The following is a 24530-nucleotide window of genomic DNA, read 5'->3' as shown; positions in this document are numbered from 1 at the left end:
AATGAGTAAACTTTTTGAGGTGAAAGTATGTAAGGAAGAAAAGTTGATTTTTCGTTTCTAAAAACTGTATATTGAAGAGGAATATTCCTACATACGTAAAGGAGGGCTATTAATGAAACTGATGGAACAGCAAGTACATGAATTAGGTGGTTTGCGTGTACATATGATCCCGACAGATAAATATAAAACAAATACATTTGTATTTCGCTTTAAAGCACCATTGAATGAAGAAACGGTGACAGAGCGCGCCTTATTACCATATGTATTGCAAAGTGCAACAGAAAAATTACCATCTGTAATTCGGCTTCGCCAATATTTAGAGGAATTGTACGGTTCTTCTCTAGCAGTGGATGTAAGTAAAAAAGGGGAAGATCATATCGTCTCTATTTATGTGGATATTGCCAATGAAACATATTTACAGGATGCGCCGCCACTCTTTGAAAAGGCGCTGTCTATGCTGTCTGACATCGTATTACATCCAGCAACGGAAGGAAACGGTTTTTTACAATCAATTGTAGAAAGTGAAAAAAGGGCGCTCGTGCAGCGAATTGAAGCTACATATGATGATAAAATGCGCTATGCAAATGAACGATTAATAGAAGAAATGTGTAAAGTAGAAGCATACCGTTTAAGTGCAAATGGTCAAAAAGAACGTGTTGCCTCCATTACGAATGAAACTTTATACCGTTATTATCAAAAGGTGTTAGCTGAAGATGAAATGGATTTATATATCATAGGTGACATAGCTGAGGATGCGATTGCCCTAGTAGGTAAATACTTTTCAATCGCGCCTCGTGCAGCAAAAGAGAAAAATGTTATTCTTCATAAGCGAAATAATGAAGAACAAGAAATTGTTGAAAAGCAAGAATTAAAGCAAAGTAAATTAAATATCGGGTATCGTACATATATTACGTACCGTGATGAAGATTATTTTGCACTGCAACTGTTTAATGGATTATTTGGCGGATTCTCACACTCAAAATTATTTGTGAATGTGCGCGAAAAAAATAGTTTAGCGTATTATGCGGCATCGCGTTTTGAAAGCCATAAAGGTCTTCTTTTTGTTATGTCGGGAATTGAAGCGAAAAATTATGAAAAAGCGGTCGCCATTATTAAAGAGCAAATGAAAGCGATGCAAAGCGGTGATTTTTCAGAAGAAGAGATCCATCAAACGAAGAGTGTCATTCAAAATCAAATTTTAGAGGCGGTTGATACACCGCGTGGTTTCGTAGAAATGCTTTATCATGGCGTTATTGCAGAGCGTACGCGTCCAGTAGAGGAATGGTTAACTGGCATTGAACGTGTTACGAAAGAGGAAATTGTAAAGGTTGCCAATAATATTGAACTAGATACGATTTACTTTTTACATGGAACGGAGGGAGAATAGATGGAGAAGATTGCTTATGAACAATTAAAAGAAACGCTTTACTATGAAAAGCTTCCAAACGGATTAGATGTATATATATTGCCGAAGCAAGGATTTAATAAAACATTTGCGACATTTACAACAAAATATGGTTCCGTTGATAATACGTTTGTTCCACTTGGAAAAGAAGACATGGTTCGAGTGCCAGATGGAATTGCTCATTTTCTTGAGCATAAATTGTTTGAAAAAGAAGATCACGACGCGTTTCAATTGTTTAGTAAACAAGGTGCTTCTGCGAATGCCTTTACATCATTTACGAGAACAGCGTACTTGTTTTCATGTACATCAAATGTAGAACGAAATTTAAATACATTATTAAATTTCGTTCAAGAGCCGTATTTCTCTGAAAAAACAGTTGAAAAAGAAAAGGGAATTATTGGTCAAGAAATTCAAATGTATCAAGATAACCCGGATTGGCGTTTGTATTTTGGTTTAATCGATAGTTTATTTGTCAAACATCCAATCAAAATTGATATTGCAGGAACAATTGAGTCCATTAGTGAAATTACAAAAGACTTATTGTATGAGTGCTACGAGACATTTTATCATCCTAGCAATATGTTGTTATTTGTTGTAGGAGCAATTGATCCAGAAAAGACAATGGATTTAGTACGTGAAAACCAGGCGAAAAAAGACTATAAAAATCAAGCAGAAATCGTACGTTCGTTTGAAGAGGAACCAGAAGCAGTAAATGAAAAGAAAAAAATTATTTCTATGCCGGTTCAAACACCGAAATGTTTAGTTGGTATTAAAGCGACTGGGCTTAAAGAAGCAGGACAAGAGCTTTTAAAACAAGAAATTGCCCTTACATTGCTTTTAGATTATTTATTTGGGAAAGGATCAGCTCATTATGAGTCATTATATAATGAAGGACTTATCGACGATTCATTCTCTTATGATTATACAGAAGAAAGCAACTTTGGTTTTGCAATGGTTGGTGGTGATACGAAACAGCCTGATGAGTTGGCGGATCGTTTGAAAGGTATTCTACTACAGACAAATTATGATAGGTTAGACAAGGAGACGCTAGAGCGTGTAAAGAAAAAGAAGATTGGTGGCTTCTTACGCTCGCTTAACTCACCAGAATATATTGCAAATCAATTCACAAGGTATGCGTTTAATAAATCTAGTTTGTTTGATGCTCTTTCTGTTTTAGAAGGCTTAACTGTTCAAGATTTACAAGAAGCAGCAAAAGTATTTTTATCTGAAGAAAGAATGAGTATTTGCCAAGTCTTGCCGAAGAAATAGCGTGAAACATGAATAAGTGGGGCTTAAGCCTTACGATTTAGAACTTTACAGGAAGTGTATCCCCTCATCTAACCTTTTGGCTATTGCCGAATTGTAAGGTGAGGGGTATTATTTGTTTGTGAATCTATAATAAGATTAGTGATTTGAAAGAGTTTCTTCGTAGAGAAAAGATAAGAGAGGATACATATGATAAAATTTGCATTAGTGACTGGGGGAAGCGGAGGAATCGGCTCTGCAATTTCAAAACAATTAGTTGAAGATGGTTATACGGTGTATGTGCATTACAACAAGAGTGAAGAGAAAATAAAAGAATTAAAGCTTGAGTTTGGTTCAATTATTCCAGTTCACGCTAATTTAGCAATAGAAGGTGGCGTGCAAAAGCTCTGGGAACAAATTCATCATCCTATTGATGTTATTGTATATGCAGCTGGAAAGAGTATATTTGGTTTGGCGACAGATGTGACAAATGAGCAATTGAATGAGATGGTGGAATTGCAAGTGAAGAGTGTCTATAATCTTCTCTCGCTTGCGCTTCCATCAATGATTCGCCTACGAAGTGGAAGTATCGTTGTTATTTCCTCTATATGGGGACAAGTAGGAGCTTCTTGTGAGGTGCTGTATTCTATGGTAAAAGGTGCACAAAATTCTTATGTGAAAGCACTCGCGAAAGAAGTTGCACTAAGTGGTATACGTGTAAATGCAGTGGCACCAGGAGCAATAGAGACGGAAATGTTAAGTGTGTTTTCAGAAGAGGACAAGAAAGGAATTGCAGAAGAGATTCCGGCTGGAAGGATTGGATTTCCAGAAGAAGTCGCAAAAACTGTCTCTTTCCTCGTATCACCCGGGGCTTCGTATATAACAGGGCAAATTATTGGGGTGAATGGTGGTTGGCATTGTTAAAATAAAAAATTGCACATAAAAAATAAGAAATTGTACAAATTAAGTATGATTCGATTACTTAATAGTGAGGTGCTTAATCATGTCAGTACTAGACAATTTTGATCAGTGGAAAAGTTTTTTAGGAGAGCGCTTAGAACAGGCGCAAGGAAAAGGACTTGATGGTGGTGCAGTTTCAAATATGGCATTTCGTGTAGGTGATTATTTGGCAAATGAAGTAGAGGCACGAAATGATCAAGAAAAATTATTAGCGGAGCTGTGGAAAGTCGCTGATGAACAAGAACAACATACAATTGCTAATTTAATGGTAAAGTTTGTACAACATAAGTAAAAAAGAGAGGAGGAAATCCTCTCTTTTTTTTAGGTATTGAAAATACCATGCGTCAATTGTACATTTATCTTCCCTATTAACGTAAAATCATATAATATAGTACGTAGGTGTAAAGTGAGCGAGGGGAGTGATCTTGAATGATTGAATGGTATTTTGAGTATGAAATACATAAAAACCGACCTGGCTTGCTTGGTGACGTTTCTTCGTTAATCGGTATGCTGGGCATTAATATTGTCACAATTAATGGTGTAGATAACGCAAGGCGTGGACTGTTGCTTATGTGTGATAATCAAGAGCAAATCTCTAGACTTGAATCAATTTTGAATACGATGGATAATATAACGGTAACGAAATATCGTCCGCCAAAGCTCAGAGATAGGTTGGCAGTTAGGCACGGTAGGTACATACAGCGGGATGCAGATGATAAAAAGACATTTCGTTTTGTGCGTGATGAACTCGGGTTACTCGTTGATTTTATGGCAGAACTAATGAAAAAAGAAGGACATAAACTCATCGGAATAAGAGGAATGCCTCGCGTTGGAAAAACGGAATCTATTGTTGCAGCAAGCGTTTGTGCAAATAAGCGTTGGCTTTTTGTTTCGTCTACCCTTATTAAACAAACTGTACGCAGTCAACTGATTGAAGATGAGTATAGTGACGACAATATTTTTATATTAGATGGCATTGTTTCAACCAAGCGTGCGAATGAAAGGCATTGGCAGCTCGTTCGTGAAATTATGAGATTACCCGCAACTAAAGTTGTCGAACATCCAGATGTATTTGTGAGTCAATCAGAATATACACTTGATGATTTTGATTATATTATTGAATTGCGTAACGATTATGATGAAGAAATTCAATATAATTTAGTAGATGAAATTGAGCAAGGAGCGCAAAATAATTTCTCTATGTTTGACTTTTAAAGAAATATTGAGGTGTTAGCAGTGACGGAATTAGGACAAAAGCTGAAGGAAGCAAGGGAAGCGAAAGGCTTGTCTATTGATCAGCTACATGAGGTTACGAAAATTCAAAAACGTTATTTAGTAACAATTGAAGAGGGCGATTATAGTATATTGCCTGGTGCATTTTATGCACGTGCATTTATTAAACAATATGCGGACGCGGTTGGTCTGAACGGAGAAGAGTTACTTGTAGAGTATCAAAGTATAATACCACAATCTGAATCTCATGATGTACCGCAAGTATCAAAAAGTCAAAAGACACAAGAAACCATGCAAAAAGCAGCATCGCTTCCAATAGCAGATCATATGCCTAAAATATTGATTGCCTTATTGGTAATTGCATTAGGGATAGCAGTGTGGTTTGTTTTCCAATGGTTAAACGGAAAAGACGAAGGACAAGAAAAACAAACGAAAAGTGAACAAATAGAAGTACAAAAGGCGAAAAATTCTCCGCTTGATGAAAAGAAAGATGAAGTAAAAGCAGAAGAACCTAAAAAAGAAGAACCGAAGAAAGAAGAGACACCAGCACAACAACCGCCTTCTGGACAAGAAGAAGTGAAGGTTGTCGGAACAAATGGTAAGGTATCCACTTTGGAAGTTCATAATAATAAAGCACTTGAGTTAGAAATTACAGCGAAGGGTGCAAGTTATGTAGATATTAAAAATGAGGATGGAAATGTCATTTTTAATGGTACGATTCAAGAAGGTCAAACAGAAAAACGTGATTTAACAACAGCAAAAGAAGTACATCTTAACATTGGAAGTGCACCAAATGTTGAGGTTAAGCTGAATGGCCAAGTTGTTGCTTTCCCATTAGATCCAGAAAAGGAATATCACCAAAGGTTAGTGTTTAAAAATCTAGGGGTAGGGCAACCTGCACAATAACAGTCATCGCTTCGATGACTTTTTTCCAATGAACAAATGTTTTTGACATGATGGAGGAATAGCTGTGAATTTACCAAATAAAATTACAATATCTCGAATCTGCTTAATTCCAATTTTTTTAGTAATTATGTTAGCTCCTTTTAACTGGGGAACATATACAGTTGGAAATGTAGATTTACCAATTCAACATTTAGTAGGAGCAATCATTTTTATCGTTGCTTCAGCTACAGATTGGATTGATGGACATTATGCGAGAAAGTACAATCTCGTAACAAATCTAGGGAAGTTTCTTGATCCGTTAGCTGATAAGTTACTTGTTTCAGCAGCGCTTATTGCATTAGTAGAAATGCAATATGTACCGGCATGGATTGTTATAGTAATCATTAGCCGTGAGTTTGCTGTGACGGGATTACGTCTTGTTCTTGCTGGGACTGGTGAGGTTGTTGCGGCGAATACGCTAGGGAAAATTAAAACATGGACACAAATTATTGCGATCTCAGCATATTTATTGCATGATGTACCGTTAAATTTAATCCATATTCCAGTTGCGGATATTTTCATATGGATCGCACTTATCTTTACGGTTATTTCTGGCTGGGACTATTTCTGGAAAAATAGAGCTGCTTTTGTAAATTCAAAATAACAGCTTATGGGGGAATCGGAATGAATGCCGAAATTATTGCGGTTGGAACAGAATTGTTACTCGGACAAATTACAAATACAAATGCAAAGTTTTTATCTGAAAAATTAGCATCCATTGGAATCGATGTGTATTATCATACTGTTGTGGGTGATAATAATCATCGTTTACAAGAGGCAATTCAAATCGCTGAAAAGCGTGCTGATATACTCATTTTTACTGGTGGATTAGGACCGACAAAAGATGATTTAACGAAAGAAACAATTGCTTCAACCTTACAAGAACAACTTATTTATGATGAAGTGGCATTAACGTCAATTGGCGAATATTTTAAACGTACAGGGCGCGAATTCACAGAAAATAATAAGAAACAAGCGCTTGTTTTAAAAGGTTCAACCGTATTTGCAAATGATCATGGGATGGCACCAGGTATGGGTTTAGCTAAGAATGAGAAGGTGTACATTTTATTACCGGGTCCACCAAAAGAAATGAAACCGATGTATACAAGTTACGTAGAGCCGTTTTTACGTAATTTTACAACTGAAGAACATATATATTCTCGTGTTCTTCGTTTTTTCGGCATTGGAGAATCCCAACTGGAAGTGAAAGTTCAAGACTTAATTGATGGGCAAACGAATCCAACAATTGCTCCGCTAGCCTCAGATGGAGAAGTAACGCTTCGTTTGACCGCTAAACATAATGATGTAAAGCAAGCAACAGTGCTCATTCAACATGTAGAAGATTTGATTTTAGAACGAGTAGGAGAATTTTTCTATGGATATAATCAAGATTTTCTCCATAATAAAGCAATTGATTTATTAAAGAAAAAAGGTTTAACTTTAGCGTGTGCGGAAAGTTTAACCGGCGGTCTGTTTGGAAATCAAGTAACAGAAAATGTCGGCGTATCTTCTGTATTTAAGGGCGGCGTAATTTGCTATGATAACGATGTGAAGCAACATATATTACATGTACCTGAAGAGACATTACAAACAGTTGGAGCAGTTAGTGAACAGTGTGCGCGTTATCTTGCTGAAAATGTTAAAACGCTTTTGAAAGCAGATATCGGAATTAGTTTCACTGGAGTAGCAGGGCCGGATGCTTCAGAAAATAAAAAATCAGGAACTGTATTTGTTGGATTAGCAATAAAGGATGAGCCGACAGTGGTATTTCCTCTTACCTTGAGTGGAAGTCGTCAGCAAATTAGAGAACGCTCTACAAAATATGGATTTTATCATTTATATAAAAAACTAGAAGAGATGTGAGTTTCTTCTAGTTTTTTTGATAGAAAATGAAATATTTTCCATGGAAAACAAAAAAACGAATAAATGTTCGATTTTTGTTGGCAAATTGATATGGAAATAGGTATAATAAGATTAGCAATTCAGTTAAGGAGGAATTTTGAATGAGTGATCGTCAAGCGGCATTAGATATGGCGTTAAAACAAATAGAGAAGCAATTCGGTAAAGGTTCAATTATGAAATTGGGGGAGCAAGCAGAGCGTAAAATCTCAACGATTCCAAGTGGTTCGTTAGCACTTGATGTAGCCCTTGGAGTTGGTGGTTACCCAAGAGGTCGTGTTATTGAAATTTACGGACCTGAAAGTTCAGGTAAAACAACGGTTTCCTTACATGCGATTGCAGAAGTGCAACGTCAAGGTGGACAAGCAGCATTTATTGACGCGGAGCATGCGATGGATCCTGTATATGCACAAAAGTTAGGTGTTAATATTGATGAGTTACTATTATCACAGCCTGATACAGGGGAGCAAGGTTTAGAAATTGCAGAAGCATTAGTACGAAGCGGTGCAATTGATATTATCGTAATTGACTCTGTAGCGGCTCTTGTACCAAAAGCAGAAATCGAAGGGGAAATGGGTGACTCTCACGTCGGTTTACAAGCGCGTTTAATGTCACAAGCACTTCGTAAGCTTTCTGGTGCGATTAACAAATCAAAAACAATTGCAATCTTCATTAACCAAATTCGTGAAAAAGTTGGGGTTATGTTCGGAAATCAACTACAAGTTGCTTAATCGTAAAAGATTAAGGAGTTTACTATGGGTTTCCCTTGCTAGTGATAGCATGTTAAAAAACCTTGTGAACCTTATTGCCTAAGGGTGTAGCTATTTAAATAGCTGCTAACGGTGAAGCCCTCCATAACATTAGGGTAATACCGTGCCAAGCTTCATGTTTATATGAAGAAGGTGTAGAGACTACCGAAAAGGACTTTTTAGTTAACTGAGTAGGGTACGGCAGAAGATAGGCTCCTGCTGGAAGTGCAAGGCTCTCTATGAGGAGATGAAGAGATAGTCCACACTATAGAAATGGAAAATCTATAGATTAAGCCAGAAACAACTCCGGGTGGTCGTGCGTTGAAATTCTATTCAACAGTTCGTCTAGAAGTGCGTCGTGCTGAGCAATTAAAACAAGGCAATGACATTGTTGGTAATAAAACAAAAATAAAAGTGGTAAAAAATAAAGTGGCACCGCCTTTCCGTGTGGCTGAAGTTGATATTATGTACGGAGAAGGGATTTCAAGACAGGGTGAAATTTTAGATATGGCTTCTGAACTGGATATTGTCCAAAAAAGTGGTGCTTGGTATTCTTATAATGAGGAGCGCTTGGGACAAGGACGTGAAAACTCAAAGCAATTCTTAAAAGAAAATCCAGAACTTACGGATGAAATTGCATTCTTCATTCGTGAACATCATGGGATTGGTGAAGATTCTGTTTCTGAAAATGGAGAAGATGAAAAAAATCTTGATTAATAAAAGACACGATTTCGTGTCTTTTATTTTTTATCTCACAATAATATGTAACAAAATTTTTCGCTAAGGTACTCCCGTTTGTAAAAACTGATTTGGTAAGGGTTGGCATCGTTGGCGAATATAAACTTTCTTCGTTAAAAGAAGATTTACATGACAAAGGTAAAGAAAGTAAAAGTAGACAACGCTTGACAATGAAAAATGCGATAGATACAATGAGAATGTATATTTTTTCTTATATACGATACACTCTTCTCTAGAAGAGAAGTAACATTCGGGGTAGGTTCTATACCTTTTCGAAATAATAATATGACATTTTAATTGTGAAATGAAGAAAGTCCCTTAAAAAAAGCGGGGCGACGGTCTTTGCTGTACGTTGCAAATCAATGTACATGCCGACAGTCTTTTTTCATTCATAGCAAGGGGAGGTGAAATCATGAGTAGTACAGTTTGGGTACTCATCTCCATTTTGCTTGCAACAGTCGGTGCAGTTGTTGGCTTTTTTGTTCGAAAGTCTATTGCAGAAGCGAAGATTAACGGTGCAGCAAACGAAGCGAGACGCATTTTAGAAGATGCAAATCGCGAAGCAGAGGCACTTAAAAAAGAAGCGCTTTTAGAAGCAAAGGATGAAATTCATACACTTCGTACAGAAGCTGAATTAGAAATTCGTGACCGTAGAAGCGAATTACAAAAACAAGAAAATCGTTTAATGCAAAAAGAAGAGAACCTTGATCGTAAAGACGAGACGCTCGATAAACGTGAGCAAATGTTAGAAAAGAAAGAGGAATCTCTTGTAGCGAGACAACAACAGATTGAAGAGTTGGAAAGCAAAGTGGGAGAGTTAGTTCAAAAGCAACAAACGGAATTAGAGCGCATTTCCAATCTGACACGCGAACAAGCGAAAGCAATCATTTTAGGGAAAGTGGAAAGTGAAATTTCTCATGAAATTGCCGTTATGGTAAAAGAAAGTGAAGTTCGTGCGAAAGAAGAGGCGGATAAGAAAGCAAAAGAGATTTTATCTCTTGCAATGCAAAGATGTGCAGCTGATCATGTTGCTGAAACAACCGTTTCGGTTGTAAATCTTCCAAATGACGAAATGAAAGGACGTATCATCGGACGAGAAGGACGTAATATTCGTACGTTAGAAACGTTAACGGGTATTGATCTTATTATTGATGATACGCCAGAAGCGGTAATCCTATCAGGATTTGATCCAATTCGTCGTGAAACAGCTCGTATCGCTCTTGATAAGCTCGTACAGGATGGACGTATTCACCCAGCGCGTATTGAGGAAATGGTTGAAAAGTCAAGACGTGAAGTGGATGAGTATATTCGTGAAGTGGGAGAACAAACGACATTTGAAGTAGGTGTACATGGATTACATCCAGATTTAATCAAGATTTTAGGTCGTTTGAAATTCCGTACAAGTTATGGTCAAAACGTGTTAAAACACTCTATGGAAGTAGCGTATTTAGCAGGACTTATGGCAGCGGAGCTTGGCGAGGACGAAAAGTTAGCGAGACGTGCAGGTCTATTGCATGATATCGGAAAAGCAATTGACCATGAAGTAGAAGGTAGTCACGTTGAAATTGGTGTTGAACTCGCAACGAAATATAAAGAGCATCCAGTTGTTATTAACAGTATCGCATCTCACCATGGTGATACAGAACCAACTTCCATCATTGCAGTTTTAGTTGCAGCAGCGGATGCGTTATCAGCTGCAAGACCGGGAGCTCGTAGTGAGACATTGGAAAACTACATTCGTCGTCTTGAAAAGTTAGAAGAGATTTCAGAATCCTATGAAGGAGTAGAAAAATCTTTTGCAATTCAAGCTGGACGCGAAGTTCGCATCTTGGTAAAACCGGATACAATCGATGATTTAGAAGCTCATCGTTTAGCACGTGATATTCGAAAACGTATTGAAAATGAACTGGATTATCCAGGACATATTAAAGTGACAGTTATTCGTGAAACACGTGCAGTGGAATACGCAAAATAAAGTGGTGAAACACCACTTTATTTTTTTGTGTTGACATTGGGTAATATAAAATAAAGCGTTTGTAAATCACCTTTATTCGATTTCGATTCTAATTGGCTAGAATAGAAGAAAAGTTTAAATGAGCAGTGTGTTTTTCTATAGGTGAACAACTTGTAAGGTAGTAATAAAATAAGTATATAAATCCATTTTGATTTTTCGACATATAAGCCACGGCTATGGATAATAAAAGGTAATCTGTACTCGTTTTTCCTTTTGTTTTCACTTGGCATGGGGCAGGAAAAGGATATGACCGCTTCTGTGCATGGCTGATGCGCTCTCCCATCTAAAAAGAAGGGTTTCATGTTGTTTTTTAATTTGTATTTATATAGTACATAGGAAGGGTAATAGATATGAGAATTTTATTTGTTGGAGATGTAGTAGGATCCCCTGGAAGAGGTATGATTCAGCAATACGTACCGGCGTTAAAGAAAAAATATACGCCTACTGTAACAATTATTAACGGAGAAAATGCTGCGGGTGGTCGCGGTATTACAGAGAAAATTTACCGAAACTTTTTAGAGTGTGGTGCCCAAGCAGTTACGCTTGGGAACCATGCTTGGGATAACCGTGAGGTGTTTGAATTTATCGATGATGCAAAATATCTTGCAAGACCAGCCAACTTCCCAGAGGGAACACCAGGAAAAGGACTTATTTTTGTAAATTGTAATGGTACAGAAGTAGCGGTAATTAACTTACAAGGACGTACGTTCCTTCCACCAATTGATTGTCCGTTCCGAAAAGTGGATGAATTAATTAACATTGCGAAAAAGCGCACGAATATTATCTTTATTGATTTTCATGCTGAGACAACAAGTGAAAAACAAGCACTTGGTTGGTACGTAGACGGACGTGCTACAGCAGTAGTAGGGACGCATACACATGTTCCAACAGCAGATAATCGTATTTTACCAAGCGGAACAGCTTACATTACAGATGTTGGAATGACTGGTCCATATGATGGTATTTTAGGTATGGATCGCGAAGCTGTACTGAAGAAGTTTTTAACGAATTTACCTGTACGTTTTGAAGTAACAAACGGAAGAACGCAGTTAAGTGCAGTATTAATTGATGTGGATCCAAATACAGGAAAAGCGAAAAGAATTGAACGTATTTTAATTAATGATGATCAGCCATTTTTCGAATAATACCGTTTAAAAATTAGAAAAAACATTATATTTTAATTTTTTAGAAAAATTACAGAAATTTAGCAGGAATACATGTCTTTCCTCGTGAATATAAGTTAAAGTGAAATAATCGCTAATACTTTTATAAGAAACGAGGAGGAAACGAGGAATGGAAATATTAAAAGTTAAAGCAACTTCGGTCCCTAACTCTGTAGCCGGTGCACTTGCTGGAGTTATTCGCGAACGCGGAACAGCAGAAATCCAAGCTATTGGCGCAGGTGCATTAAATCAAGCCGTGAAGGCAGTAGCAATTGCAAGAGGGTTTGTAGCGCCTAGTGGTTTGGATTTGATTTGTATCCCAGCTTTTACAGACATTATGATTGATGGTGAAGAACGTACAGCAATAAAATTAATTGTAGAACCTCGTTAAGTTTGAACAACCTGTTTGCTCCTATGCAAACAGGTTGTTTTTATGGGGAAGGAGGAATGAAAGTGAAAGTATTTGATGCGCACTGTGATGTACTATGGCAACTATGGAATGCAAAAGGGAAGAAGAATTTTCAAAACGATCCGTCTTTACATATTACATTTGAACAATTGGGAAAAAGAAAGGGAAGTGTACAATGCTTTGCGGTATATGTACCTGAAACAGTACCATATGAACAACGGTTTGAAGCCGCGTTAGCTATGGTAGATATATTTTATAGGCAGGTTTTATCGTTACCGAGTATGAAATTGATTCAGACAAAAAAAGATATAGAGCAGTTAGGACCAAATGAAGTTGGCGCCATTTTAACATTAGAAGGTGGCGAAGCAATTGGAAAAGATATGATGAAATTACGCACACTCTATCGTTTAGGAGTCCGATCTATGGGACTCACGTGGAATCATGCGAATTTATTAGCTGATGGAGCACTGGAAACAAGAGGTGCGGGACTGACCACGTTTGGCGAAAAAGTTGTAGAAGAACTGAATTCATTTCGTTTATGGACAGATGTGTCTCATTTAAATGAAAAAGGTTTTTGGGATGTGATGGAGATTGCGCAATATCCAATTGCATCACATTCAAATTACTATGGGCTTTGTCAGCATCCGCGTAATCTGAAAGATGAACAAGTACAAGCACTTATTCAAAAAGATGGTGTAATTGGTGTAACATTCGTTCCAGAGTTTTTAACTAATCATAGACCTGCTTATATGGATGACATATTACGGCATGTGGAACACATTTGTTCACTTGGAGGAGAGAACAATATAGGATTCGGTTCGGATTTTGATGGTATCACAGAAACGGTTGTCGGTGTGGAAGCATATCGGCGTTATGAATATGTAATCAATGAATTGAGTAAGAGATACAGTGAAACACATGTTCAAAGCTTTTTATATGATAATTTCATTAATCATATTTCTTTCTAGTTGCTTATTTTATACTGTATTTTTAAATTGAAAATAAATATTTAGAAAAGTTAAAAAAAACGAATAAAAAATCAAGCCAAATTATTGCATTTTTTTCATTGTAAGGCTAGAATTGTAGACGAATTAAGATTACGCAAAACATTCAGGGAAGTCTGAAGAGGTATAATTTGCGTCCATTGTAGTTTCTTTGCATAAAAAGTGCTACACTATTACTATAAAAAATACACTACAAATGAATGCAGCCAAAAGGGGTGTAGGAGATGATTAGTCAACTTTCATGGAAAGTTGGAGGACAACAAGGTGAAGGAATTGAAAGTACAGGAGAAATCTTCTGTATTGCATTAAACCGCTTAGGGTATTACCTATACGGTTACCGCCACTTTTCATCACGAATTAAGGGCGGTCATACAAATAATAAAATTCGCGTAAGTACAACTGAAGTACGCGCAATATCAGATGATTTAGATATTTTAATTGCTTTTGATCAAGAAACAATTGATTTTAACTTCCACGAACTACGACCAGGTGGCATTGTCGTTGCAGACGCAAAATTTAATCCAACTATACCAGAAAGCGCAGATGTAAACCTATATGCAATACCGTTTACAGATATTGCTTCTGAGCTAGGTACATCATTAATGAAAAACATGGTTGCTGTCGGAGCATCTAGTGCAGTATTAGGGTTAGATGAAACTGTATATTTAGAAGTTGTTGATGAAATTTTCGGCCGTAAAGGAGAGCAAGTTGTTGCGAAGAATATGGAAGCAATTAAGCTTGGCTCTCAATATATGAAAGAATTACTTGGTGAAAAAGTAAACATGATGCAGCTTGAAAAAGCTGATGGTCAAAAACGTATGTTTATGATTGGTAATGATGCAATTGCATTCGGAGCAGTAGCTGGTGGTGCTCGCTTTATGTCTGCATATCCAATTACACCTGCATCTGAAATTATGGAATACTTAATTAAAAAACTTCCAAAAGTAGGCGGAACAGTCATCCAAACTGAGGATGAAATTGCGGCTTGTACAATGGCGATTGGCGCAAACTATGCTGGTGTTCGTACATTAACAGCATCTGCAGGTCCGGGCCTATCTTTAATGATGGAAGCAATCGGTTTAGCTGGTATTACAGAAACGCCTCTTGTTATTATTGATACACAGCGTGGTGGTCCAAGTACAGGTTTACCAACAAAGCAAGAGCAATCTGATTTAATGGCGATGATTTACGGGACACATGGTGAAATTCCAAAAATCGTAATGGCGCCAAGTACAGTTGAAGAAGCATTCTATGATAGTGTAGAAGCATTTAACTTAGCGGAAGAATATCAGGTTCCTGTTATTTTCTTAACAGACTTACAGCTTTCTTTAGGGAAACAAACAGTAGAACCACTGAAGTTAGATAGAGTAGAAATTCGCCGCGGTAAGCTTGATTTACAAGCAGAGTTACCAGAGCGTGAAAATAAAGCTTACTTTAAACGTTACGAAGTGACAGAAGATGGTGTTTCACCACGCGTTTTACCTGGTATGAAAAATGGTGTTCACCATGTTACAGGTGTAGAACATGATGAAACTGGTAAACCATCTGAATCAGCACTGAATCGTAAAGCACAAATGGACAAACGTTTCCGTAAAATGGAGAATCTGAAGTTTAATACCCCTGTGTACAAAAATGCCAAGTATGATGACGCTGATGTATTATTAGTAGGTTTTAATTCTACTCGTGGTGCAATTGAAGAGGCGATGGAGCGTTTAGAGCAAGAAGGATTAAAAGTAAATCATGCTCACGTTCGTTTAATTCATCCGTTCCCAACAGATGAAATCCTTCCCCTTGTGAAGGGTGCAAAGCGCGTTGTTGTTGTGGAAAATAATGCAACTGGTCAGCTTGCTAACATTATGAAAATGAATCTTGGCAATGGTGAGAAAATTTCGAGTCTGTTAAAATATGACGGAAATCCATTCTTGCCAAAAGAAATTTACAACGAATGCAAAAAAGGGGTTGTATTAAATGGCAACATTTAAGGACTTTCGTAACAGTGTAAAACCAAACTGGTGTCCAGGTTGCGGAGACTTCTCGGTGCAAGCTGCGATTCAACGTGCAGCAGCTAACGTTGGTTTAAATCCAGATGAATTAGCTGTTATTTCTGGAATTGGCTGTTCAGGTCGTATTTCAGGCTATATTAATTCATATGGCGTTCATAGTATTCATGGACGTGCACTTCCAATTGCACAAGGTGTGAAAATGGCAAACCGTGACTTAACAGTTATCGCATCTGGTGGTGACGGAGATGGCTTTGCAATCGGGATGGGACATACCATTCATTCGATTCGTCGTAACATTGACATTACGTACATCGTTATGGATAACCAAATTTACGGTTTAACAAAAGGTCAAACTTCACCACGTAGTGAAGCGGGCTTTAAAACGAAAAGTACACCGCAAGGTTCAATTGAACCAGCGTTATCTGTAATGGAAATGGCATTAACAGCTGGTGCGACATTTGTTGCACAAAGCTTCTCTAGTGATTTAAAAGAATTAACACAGCTTATTGAAGCTGGTATTCAGCATAAAGGGTTCTCTTTAATTAACGTATTTAGCCCATGTGTAACTTATAATAAAGTGAATACGTATGACTGGTTTAAAGAGAATTTAACAAAACTAAGCACAGTAGAAGGATATGATCCGTCTAATCGTATGATTGCTATGCAAACATTGATGGAAAACAAAGGTTTAGTAACGGGTTTAATTTATCAAAATACCAAGCAGCCTTCTTACCAAGAGCTTGTAAAGGGATATAGCGAAAAACCTTTAGTGCAAGCTGATTTACAAATGGATCAAAAAATGTTCGATGAACTCGTTGCTGAATTTATGTAATCATAATAAAAAAGCTGCTTAACGGCAGCTTTTTTTATTTACCTAGAAAATTCAGAATGATAAAATAATAAGTGTATCGTCTTGTTAGAAAAATTGGTTTGTGCGCTGGTGTACGTGGGTATGACACTGTCTCTTTGTTGTTAAATTTGGCTAAACATCTTATACTATGATAGTGTGTATAGGAATAAAGTAATATGTTTTTAAAGGACAAGGTTAAAACAACAAAAAGGGAATGTCTATTGGTGTCGGGAAGGCTCCATTCTTATGGATGATTAGATCGATTACTTGAATTTCAAGGGGCAAGCTATCTCTCAAACTATTCTAATCTTTAAGATGGGTCTGATTGTCATTAAAATGGACTACAGAGTGTGTATAGTTAAGGTTGAAAGGAGATTACCCATGAACGAGCAACAACGATTAGCAAGTCAACAAGCGAATTCTTCTATGAAAAAAGAAGAAAAAGATTATAGCAAATACTTTGAAAGTGTATATCAGCCACCTTCTTTGAAGGATGCGAAAAAACGCGGGAAAGAAGAAGTGAAAATCGAGCGTGATTTTGGTTTACCAGAAGAATTTCGTAACTTTGGTGCTGGAAGAAAGTTTTATATCCGTACTTACGGATGTCAAATGAATGAGCATGATACAGAAGTAATGGCTGGTATTTTTACAGCGCTTGGATATGAACCAACATTTTCGACAGAAGATGCAGATGTGATTCTATTAAATACTTGTGCCATTCGTGAAAACGCTGAGAATAAAGTATTTGGTGAACTTGGTCATTTAAAACCATTAAAACAAAGAAACCCAGATCTTTTAATCGGTGTGTGCGGTTGTATGTCTCAAGAGGAATCTGTTGTAAACAAAATTATGCAAAAAAACCAGCATGTAGATATGGTGTTTGGCACACATAATATTCATCGTTTGCCATACATTTTAAAAGATGCGATGTTCTCAAAAGCGACGGTTGTTGAGGTATGGTCTAAGGAAGGAGATGTAATTGAAAATCTTCCGAAGGTGCGTCGCGGTGATATTAAAGCATGGGTAAATATTATGTATGGATGCGACAAATTCTGTACATATTGCATTGTACCGTATACACGTGGTAAAGAACGTAGTCGCCGTCCAGAAGATATTATTAATGAAATTCGTCATTTAGCGGCAAATGGGTATAAAGAAATTACGCTGCTTGGTCAAAATGTAAACGCATATGGTAAAGACTTTGAAGATTTAGAATATGGTCTTGGCGATTTAATGGATGAACTTCGTAAAATTGATATAGCACGTGTTCGCTTTACGACAAGTCACCCACGTGATTTCGATGATTACTTAATTGAGGTGCTTGGAAAAGGCGGTAATTTAGTTGAACATATCCACTTACCAGTACAATCTGGAAGTACAGATATGCTAAAAATTATGGCGCGTAAATATTCACGAGAACATTATTTAGAACTTGTACGTAAGATTAAAGAAGCGATTCCGAATGCAGTATTAACAACTGATATTATCGTTGGTTTCCCAAATGAAACAGACGAGCAGTTTGAAGAAACGATGTCGTTATATCGTGAAGTAGGTTTTGATAGTGCATTTACATTTATTTATTCTCCACGTGAAGGTACACCTGCTGCAAAAATGAAGGATAATGTACCAATGGAAGTGAAAAAAGAGCGTTTACAACGTTTAAATGCATTAGTTAATGAATATTCTATGGAAAAGAATAAACGATATGAAGGTCAAATTGTTGAAGTACTAGTTGATGGAGAAAGTAAGAATAATCCAGACGTGCTTGCAGGTTATACGCGTGCCAATAAACTGGTAAACTTCGTAGCTCCAAAATCTGCAATCGGTCAGCTTGTAAAAGTAAAAGTAACGGAAGCAAAAACTTGGTCTCTAAACGGGGAATTGGTTGAGGAGCCGATCGAGGTGAAATAATAGATGAAAGCTTATACAAAAGATGAAATTGTTGAACAAGCAAAAGAATTAGCGAAAATGATTTCTGAAACAGAAGAAGTGGATTTCTTTAAACGTGCGGAAGCGCAAATTCATAAAAATGAAAATGTAAAACATGCAATTGATGAAATTAAAGCACTGCAAAAACAAGCTGTAAACTTACAGCATTATGGAAAATGGGAAGCATTGAAAAAAGTAGAAGCGGAAATAGATGCTCTGCAAGATAAACTTGATAGCATTCCGGTTGTACAGGAATTTAAATCTTCACAAACATATGTAAATGATTTACTGCAGCTTGTAGCAAGTACTATTTCTAATAACGTAACGGATGAAATTTTAATTTCAACTGGTGGCAATGTGTTAAAAGGTGAAACTGGTGCTGAAGTAGAGAGTAAAAAAGGGAACTGTGGTTGCTAAGGGAGATGTCTTATGGACATCTCTTTTTTTATTTTTATTCTGTTCTATAGTCTTTTGTCAAAAAAAGAATGACACATTCCGCGATTGTCACGCATATGATTAAGTGAATATTGATTGAGGAGGGTTCCGAATGTCCGAATTTAGAGAGATTATTACAAAAGCAGTAGTGGGCAAAGGACGTAAGTATACAAAATCAACGCATACATGTGAATCAAATCATGAGCCGACAAGTATTCTCGGATGTTGGGTAATTAATCACACATATGAAGCGAGAAAGAATGGGAAGTCTGTAGAAATTGAAGGATACTATGATGTGAATACGTGGTACTCATTTGATGAAAACACAAAAACAGAAGTTGTAACGGAACGTGTTAGTTACACAGATGAAGTGAATGTTGGATATCGTGACAAAAACTTTTCAGGTGAAGATTTAGAAATTATTGCCCGCGTCATTCAACATCCCAATTGTTTAGAAGCGCTCGTTTCACCAAATGATAACAAAATTGTTGTAACTGTAGAGCGTGAATTTGTAACAGAAGTTGTCGGTGAAACAAAAATTTGTGTAAATGTAAATCCAGATGGATGTCCAGAGAATGAGGAAGATTTTGAAGTTGATGATGATGAATTTGAAGAGTTAGATCCAAACTTTATTGTAGATGCAGAAGAAGAGTAATAGAAAGCTAGGGAGAAATTCTTCCTAGCTTTTTTACGAAGTATTAGTGATGCTGAATGCAACTGTTTTGTACCTAAAATGTGCTATAATGGGGAGAGACTCCTATAAGTGGAGAGCAAATTGTCCGTGAAGTGCGGCATATAATATATAGCACATTTTTATGAAGTATGGAGGAAACAGATGGCTCAGTATACCCCAATGATACAACAATATTTAAAGGTCAAGGCAGATTATCAAGATGCCTTTTTATTTTTTCGTTTAGGTGATTTTTATGAAATGTTTTTTGAAGATGCGGTTAAGGCAGCTCATGAACTTGAAATTACGCTAACAAGCCGAGATGGGGGGAGTAGCAATCGAATACCGATGTGCGGTGTTCCGTACCATGCGGCGAAAAATTATATTGAACAGCTTGTTGAAAAAGGATATAAAGTTGCAATTTGTGAACAAGTAGAAGATCCGAAAACAGCAAAAGGTGTTGTACGTCGTGAAGTCGTTCAATTAATTACGCCAGGAACTATGATGGAGGGGCGTACGATTGATGAAAAGGAAAATAACTTCTTAGCTGCGTTAACTCATTTTGAAGATGGTTCTTATGCTTTAGCTTGTAATGATTTAACAACAGGGCAAAATACAGTCACATTGTTAACAGGTTCTGTAGAAGATGTCTTATTAGAAGTCTACGCAACAGGCTCAAAAGAAATTGTTGTAGATTCCACATTTTCAAAAGATGAGCTAAACAAGTTGACGGAAACATTAAAAATGACAATCTCTTATGAAGATGAAACGAAAGTTCCTGAAGGATTACAGCATCTTGTGAAAAATGTAACCCAAACGAAATTAGTTACAGCGGTAGGGCGCTTATTGAATTATGTACTAAGAACACAAAAACGTTCATTAGATCATTTGCAACCAGTAGATATTTATTATACAAATCAATTTATGAAAATTGATGTGCATTCAAAGCGTAACTTAGAGTTAACAGAAACACTTCGAACAAAAGAAAAAACAGGTTCGCTCCTATGGCTATTAGATAAAACAAAAACAGCGATGGGCGGCCGTATGCTAAAACAGTGGATGGAACGACCGCTTATACAAAAAGACAAAATTGAAGAGCGTTTAGAAATGGTTGAAACGTTTGTGAATGACTATTTCTTACGTGAAGATTTAAAAGAAAAACTAAAAGAAGTGTATGACTTAGAGCGTCTAGCGGGAAAAGTTGCATATGGTAACGTCAATGCGCGCGATTTACTGCAATTAAAACGTTCTTTATTGCAAGTTCCGACTATTTTAGAGGCGGTTAGTCTGATAGATAATTCTTATGCGGCAAGATTAATTCAAGGTGCCGATCCATGTGAAAGCTTAACAGAGTTACTAGATAGAAGTATTCAAGAGAACCCACCGCTTTCTATAAAAGATGGGGATATTATAAAAGATGGTTATAATGACAAGCTAGATCAGTATCGTTATGTTAGTAAGAACGGGAAAACATGGATTGCAGAGCTTGAAAAACGCGAGCGTGACATTACGGGAATTAAATCGTTAAAGATTGGTTACAACCGTATTTTTGGCTACTATATTGAAGTGACCAAGGCAAACCTTGCTGCGCTTCCAGAAGGGCGCTATGAGCGCAAACAGACGCTTGCAAATGCGGAGCGTTTTATTACAGATGAATTAAAAGAAAAAGAAACATTAATTTTAGAGGCAGAAGAAAAAATTGTACAGCTAGAGTATGATTTGTTTACTGTACTGCGTGAAGAAGTAAAAGTATTTATTCCTAAGTTACAACACTTGGCAAAAGTGATTAGTGAATTAGATGTACTGCAAAGTTTTGCTACAGTGAGTGAAGAAGAGCAATTTGTGAAACCAGTTTTAACAGATAAACGTGAAATCTTCATAAAAGATGGTCGTCATCCTGTTGTAGAAAAAGTATTGAACGGCAAATTGTATGTTCCAAACGATTGTGTGATGCCTGAAAACATGGATGTCTTTTTAATTACAGGTCCCAATATGTCTGGTAAAAGTACGTATATGCGTCAATTAGCACTTGTTACTGTTATGTCGCAAATCGGTTGCTTTGTACCTGCAACGGAAGCTGTATTACCAGTCTTCGATCAAATCTTTACGAGAATTGGTGCAGCAGATGATTTAATTTCAGGTCAAAGTACGTTTATGGTCGAAATGTTAGAAGCAAAAAATGCGATTGCAAATGCATCAGAAAGAAGTTTAATTTTATTTGATGAAATCGGCCGTGGTACATCTACGTATGATGGTATGGCACTTGCACAAGCAATCATCGAGCATATTCATGACCAAATTGGAGCGAAAACACTATTCTCAACACATTACCACGAATTAACTGTATTAGAAGAAAGTTTAGAGCAACTGAAAAACGTACACGTTTCAGCTATTGAAGAAAACGGAAAAGTTGTTTTCTTGCATAAGATTCAAGATGGTGCAGCAGATAAAAGTTATGGTATTCACGTTGCCCAGCTTGCTGAGCTTCCAGATAGTTTAATTGCTCGCGCAAAAGAAGTATTAGCACAGTTAGAAGGACAAGAGGAAATCATTATTCCGAAACGAGCGGAAGTGAAAGTACAAGAAGAAATTGTCCAAGAACCAGTAGTTGTAAAAGAAGAATCAGGACCACTGTCAGAGGAGAAAGAAGACTCTGCAGAATCACAGCTATCTTTCTTTGCTACAGAACAGCCTGTGAAAAAAGAAGACAAGCTAGTGCTTGATCAAAAGGAAACAGCTGTATTAACGCAAATTAAAAAAATTGATTTACTTGATATGACGCCTCTAGAAGCACTAAATGAATTGTATCGTTTACAGAAAAAGTTAAAGAAAGGATGAGTAAGTAGATGGGGAAAATTCGCAAACTCGATGATCAACTCTCTAACTTAATCGCAGCAGGGGAAGTAGTAGAACGACCCGCATCCGTTGTAAAAGAACTTGTGGAAAATTCCATCGATGCGAATAGTACATCTATTGAAATCCACTTAGAAGAAGCAGGATTATCGAAAATTCGCATCATCGATAATGGAGATGGTATTGCTGAAGAAGATTGTATTGTTGCTTTTGAGCGCCATGCAACAAGCAAAATTAAAGATGAAAATGATTTGTTTCGCATACGGACGCTCGGTTTCCGCGGTGAGGCATTACCGAGTATTGCATCTGTTAGTGAATTAGAGTTAATCACAAGTACAGGAGACGCACCAGGTACACACCTTATTATTAAAGGTGGAGACATTATAAAACAGGAAAAAACAGCGAGCCGTAAAGGAACGGATATTACGGTTCAAAACCTGTTTTTTAACACACCAGCGCGCCTTAAATATATGAAAACAATTCATACAGAGCTTGGGAATATTACAGATATTGTGTATCGCATTGCTATGTCGCATCCAGAAGTATCTTTGAAACTGTTTCATAATGAGAAAAAATTGCTTCACACATCAGGAAATGGTGATGTGAGACAAGTACTCGCAGCCATTTATAGTATTCAAGTTGCGAAAAAGCTTATTCCAATTGAAGTGGAATCATTAGACTTTACGATTCGTGGTTATGTAACGTTGCCTGAAGTAACAAGAGCCTCTCGTAACTACATGTCAACGATTGTAAATGGCCGTTACGTTCGTAACTATGTCTTAATGAAAGCTATTCAGCAAGGGTATCACACATTGCTTCCAGTTGGCCGTTATCCAATTGGGTTCTTATCAATTGAGATGGATCCAATGCTAGTGGATGTTAACGTTCATCCAGCTAAATTAGAAGTACGCTTCAGTAAAGAACAGGAATTACTGCAATTAATTGAAAAGACGTTGCAAGACGCCTTTAAAAAGATCCAGCTAATTCCAGATGCTGGCGTGACAACGAAGAAAAAAGAAAAAGATCAAAGTGTGCAAGAACAATTCCATTTTGAGCATACAAAGGCCAAAGAACCACCTATGCCTAACATTGTCTTACCAACTGGAATGGATGAAAAGAAAGAAGAAGAAGTAAATCCAGTGCCGCAGCTTTGGCAACAGTCGAAGCAAGAATGGCAGCCACCACAGTCATTAGTAAGAGAAGCAGAAAGCTGGCAGCCATCTTCTAAACCGATAATAGAAGCAAGTGTTCAAGAAGCAAAAGAATGGGATAGTAGTGAAGAGGACTTTGAATTAGAGGAACTAGAAGAAGAAATTCAAGAAATCAAAGAGATTGAAATGAATGGTAATGATTTACCACCGCTTTATCCAATTGGGCAAATGCACGGAACTTATATCTTCGCTCAAAATGATAAAGGATTATATATGATTGACCAGCATGCAGCGCAAGAACGTATCAATTATGAATATTTCCGTGATAAAGTCGGGCAAGTTACGCAAGAAGTGCAGGAATTACTTGTACCATATCGTATCGATTTATCTCTTACTGAATTTTTACGTGTCGAAGAACAATTAGAGGAATTGAAGAAGGTCGGGTTATTCTTAGAACAATTCGGCCATCAATCCTTTATTGTTCGTTCGCATCCAACGTGGTTTCCAAAAGGACAGGAAACAGAAATCATCGATGAAATCATGCAGCAAGTCGTAAAGTTAAAAAAAGTTGATATTAAAAAACTACGTGAAGAAGCAGCGATTATGATGAGTTGTAAAGCATCGATTAAAGCAAATCAATATTTAACGAACAATCAAATTTTTGCTTTACTTGAAGAATTGCGTACAACGACGAATCCTTATACATGTCCGCATGGTAGACCGATTCTGGTGCATCATTCTACTTATGAATTGGAGAAGATGTTTAAGAGGGTTATGTAGGGGAGCTGTCCAAAGGGAAAAAAGTCTGCTACTGGGTAAAGAAAATTGTTTGTACTGTTTAAAGTTAGTATAAAGAATGAAAAAATACCACTGAA

19 protein-coding genes and 2 pseudogenes are annotated in these 24530 nt (G+C 37.0%); all 21 read left to right on the top strand.

All coding sequences use genetic code 11. From position 1 onward, the window contains the following. Positions 1–112: 112 nt before the first annotated feature. The 21 genes and pseudogenes from yfmF (at position 113) to mutL (ending at position 24435) form a co-directional block, all read left to right on the top strand. Positions 113–1387, top strand: coding sequence for an EF-P 5-aminopentanol modification-associated protein YfmF (gene yfmF, locus AAIE21_RS01500; RefSeq protein WP_343265157.1), 1275 nt, complete (start codon positions 113–115; stop codon positions 1385–1387). After that, positions 1388–2674, top strand: a complete 1287-nt coding sequence (yfmH, locus tag AAIE21_RS01495) for an EF-P 5-aminopentanol modification-associated protein YfmH (RefSeq protein ID WP_343265156.1) — start codon at positions 1388–1390, stop codon at positions 2672–2674. It abuts the gene before it with no gap. 186 nt (positions 2675–2860) lie between these two features. Next, positions 2861–3574, top strand: coding sequence for an elongation factor P 5-aminopentanone reductase (gene ymfI, locus AAIE21_RS01490; protein WP_343265155.1), 714 nt, complete (start codon positions 2861–2863; stop codon positions 3572–3574). A gap of 79 nt (positions 3575–3653) precedes the next feature. After that, a complete protein-coding gene (locus tag AAIE21_RS01485) occupies positions 3654–3902 on the top strand; it encodes a DUF3243 domain-containing protein (protein ID WP_343265154.1) in 249 nt (82 codons plus the stop codon). A gap of 137 nt (positions 3903–4039) precedes the next feature. Further along, positions 4040–4825 carry a DUF3388 domain-containing protein gene (locus tag AAIE21_RS01480; protein WP_042979321.1) on the top strand — a complete coding sequence of 262 codons (786 nt, stop codon included), beginning with the start codon at positions 4040–4042 and terminating at the stop codon, positions 4823–4825. Positions 4826–4846: 21 nt separating this feature from the next. After that, positions 4847–5749: a helix-turn-helix domain-containing protein gene (locus tag AAIE21_RS01475; RefSeq protein ID WP_343265153.1), complete on the top strand. Its 903-nt coding sequence runs from the start codon at positions 4847–4849 to the stop codon at positions 5747–5749. A 64-nt stretch (positions 5750–5813) separates the two neighbouring features. Continuing rightward, on the top strand, positions 5814–6392 hold the full coding sequence (gene pgsA, locus AAIE21_RS01470) for a CDP-diacylglycerol--glycerol-3-phosphate 3-phosphatidyltransferase (RefSeq protein ID WP_343265152.1): 579 nt from the start codon (positions 5814–5816) through the stop codon (positions 6390–6392). Positions 6393–6412: 20 nt separating this feature from the next. Then, positions 6413–7651 carry a competence/damage-inducible protein A gene (locus AAIE21_RS01465; protein WP_343265151.1) on the top strand — a complete coding sequence of 413 codons (1239 nt, stop codon included), beginning with the start codon at positions 6413–6415 and terminating at the stop codon, positions 7649–7651. A gap of 140 nt (positions 7652–7791) precedes the next feature. Next, positions 7792–8397 (top strand): annotated as a pseudogene (recA, locus tag AAIE21_RS01460) (recombinase RecA); the annotation flags it as partial. Between the two features lie 333 nt (positions 8398–8730). Next, positions 8731–9153, top strand: a pseudogene (locus AAIE21_RS01455) (recombinase RecA family protein); the annotation flags it as partial. Positions 9154–9586: 433 nt separating this feature from the next. Continuing rightward, a complete protein-coding gene (rny, locus tag AAIE21_RS01450) occupies positions 9587–11149 on the top strand; it encodes a ribonuclease Y (protein ID WP_000099780.1) in 1563 nt (520 codons plus the stop codon). 389 nt (positions 11150–11538) lie between these two features. After that, on the top strand, positions 11539–12333 hold the full coding sequence (locus tag AAIE21_RS01445; RefSeq protein ID WP_097847878.1) for a TIGR00282 family metallophosphoesterase: 795 nt from the start codon (positions 11539–11541) through the stop codon (positions 12331–12333). A 148-nt stretch (positions 12334–12481) separates the two neighbouring features. Further along, a complete protein-coding gene (gene spoVS / locus AAIE21_RS01440) occupies positions 12482–12742 on the top strand; it encodes a stage V sporulation protein SpoVS (protein WP_000404341.1) in 261 nt (86 codons plus the stop codon). Positions 12743–12765: 23 nt separating this feature from the next. Further along, on the top strand, positions 12766–13728 hold the full coding sequence (locus AAIE21_RS01435; RefSeq protein ID WP_343265896.1) for a dipeptidase: 963 nt from the start codon (positions 12766–12768) through the stop codon (positions 13726–13728). A gap of 260 nt (positions 13729–13988) precedes the next feature. Next, entirely contained in the window at positions 13989–15746 is a 1758-nt protein-coding gene (locus tag AAIE21_RS01430) for a 2-oxoacid:acceptor oxidoreductase subunit alpha (RefSeq protein ID WP_343265150.1), read from the top strand. Beyond that, a complete protein-coding gene (locus AAIE21_RS01425) occupies positions 15733–16599 on the top strand; it encodes a 2-oxoacid:ferredoxin oxidoreductase subunit beta (protein ID WP_343265149.1) in 867 nt (288 codons plus the stop codon). Before AAIE21_RS01430 ends, AAIE21_RS01425 begins: the two co-directional genes overlap by 14 nt. A gap of 399 nt (positions 16600–16998) precedes the next feature. Further along, positions 16999–18528, top strand: coding sequence for a tRNA (N6-isopentenyl adenosine(37)-C2)-methylthiotransferase MiaB (gene miaB, locus AAIE21_RS01420; RefSeq protein ID WP_343265148.1), 1530 nt, complete (start codon positions 16999–17001; stop codon positions 18526–18528). Between the two features lie 3 nt (positions 18529–18531). Further along, entirely contained in the window at positions 18532–18963 is a 432-nt protein-coding gene (locus AAIE21_RS01415) for a YlbF/YmcA family competence regulator (RefSeq protein WP_343265147.1), read from the top strand. Between the two features lie 130 nt (positions 18964–19093). Beyond that, on the top strand, positions 19094–19636 hold the full coding sequence (gene cotE, locus AAIE21_RS01410) for an outer spore coat protein CotE (RefSeq protein ID WP_343265146.1): 543 nt from the start codon (positions 19094–19096) through the stop codon (positions 19634–19636). A 180-nt stretch (positions 19637–19816) separates the two neighbouring features. Then, entirely contained in the window at positions 19817–22489 is a 2673-nt protein-coding gene (mutS, locus tag AAIE21_RS01405) for a DNA mismatch repair protein MutS (RefSeq protein ID WP_343265145.1), read from the top strand. 8 nt (positions 22490–22497) lie between these two features. Beyond that, positions 22498–24435, top strand: a complete 1938-nt coding sequence (gene mutL, locus AAIE21_RS01400) for a DNA mismatch repair endonuclease MutL (RefSeq protein WP_343265144.1) — start codon at positions 22498–22500, stop codon at positions 24433–24435. Positions 24436–24530: the final 95 nt, after the last annotated feature.

This window comes from Paenibacillus sp. 102 (assembly GCF_039549175.1).
Lineage (GTDB): Bacteria > Bacillota > Bacilli > Bacillales > Bacillaceae_G > Bacillus_A.
This window is presented reverse-complemented; position numbering and strand designations above follow the sequence as displayed.

Excerpts from the sequence above, each read along its gene's own strand:
- AAIE21_RS01425 (WP_343265149.1), top strand. The coding sequence starts at position 15,733 with ATGGCAACATTTAAGGACTTTCGTAACAGTGTAAAACCAAACTGGTGT.
- AAIE21_RS01430 (WP_343265150.1), top strand. The coding sequence starts at position 13,989 with ATGATTAGTCAACTTTCATGGAAAGTTGGAGGACAACAAGGTGAAGGA.
- AAIE21_RS01415 (WP_343265147.1), top strand. The coding sequence starts at position 18,532 with ATGAAAGCTTATACAAAAGATGAAATTGTTGAACAAGCAAAAGAATTA.
- spoVS (WP_000404341.1), top strand. The coding sequence starts at position 12,482 with ATGGAAATATTAAAAGTTAAAGCAACTTCGGTCCCTAACTCTGTAGCC.
- AAIE21_RS01435 (WP_343265896.1), top strand. The coding sequence starts at position 12,766 with ATGCAAACAGGTTGTTTTTATGGGGAAGGAGGAATGAAAGTGAAAGTA.
- AAIE21_RS01485 (WP_343265154.1), top strand. The coding sequence starts at position 3,654 with ATGTCAGTACTAGACAATTTTGATCAGTGGAAAAGTTTTTTAGGAGAG.
- yfmH (WP_343265156.1), top strand. The coding sequence starts at position 1,388 with ATGGAGAAGATTGCTTATGAACAATTAAAAGAAACGCTTTACTATGAA.
- rny (WP_000099780.1), top strand. The coding sequence starts at position 9,587 with ATGAGTAGTACAGTTTGGGTACTCATCTCCATTTTGCTTGCAACAGTC.
- mutS (WP_343265145.1), top strand. The coding sequence starts at position 19,817 with ATGGCTCAGTATACCCCAATGATACAACAATATTTAAAGGTCAAGGCA.
- yfmF (WP_343265157.1), top strand. The coding sequence starts at position 113 with ATGAAACTGATGGAACAGCAAGTACATGAATTAGGTGGTTTGCGTGTA.
- AAIE21_RS01445 (WP_097847878.1), top strand. The coding sequence starts at position 11,539 with ATGAGAATTTTATTTGTTGGAGATGTAGTAGGATCCCCTGGAAGAGGT.
- ymfI (WP_343265155.1), top strand. The coding sequence starts at position 2,861 with ATGATAAAATTTGCATTAGTGACTGGGGGAAGCGGAGGAATCGGCTCT.
- AAIE21_RS01480 (WP_042979321.1), top strand. The coding sequence starts at position 4,040 with ATGATTGAATGGTATTTTGAGTATGAAATACATAAAAACCGACCTGGC.
- cotE (WP_343265146.1), top strand. The coding sequence starts at position 19,094 with ATGTCCGAATTTAGAGAGATTATTACAAAAGCAGTAGTGGGCAAAGGA.
- mutL (WP_343265144.1), top strand. The coding sequence starts at position 22,498 with ATGGGGAAAATTCGCAAACTCGATGATCAACTCTCTAACTTAATCGCA.
- miaB (WP_343265148.1), top strand. The coding sequence starts at position 16,999 with ATGAACGAGCAACAACGATTAGCAAGTCAACAAGCGAATTCTTCTATG.
- AAIE21_RS01465 (WP_343265151.1), top strand. The coding sequence starts at position 6,413 with ATGAATGCCGAAATTATTGCGGTTGGAACAGAATTGTTACTCGGACAA.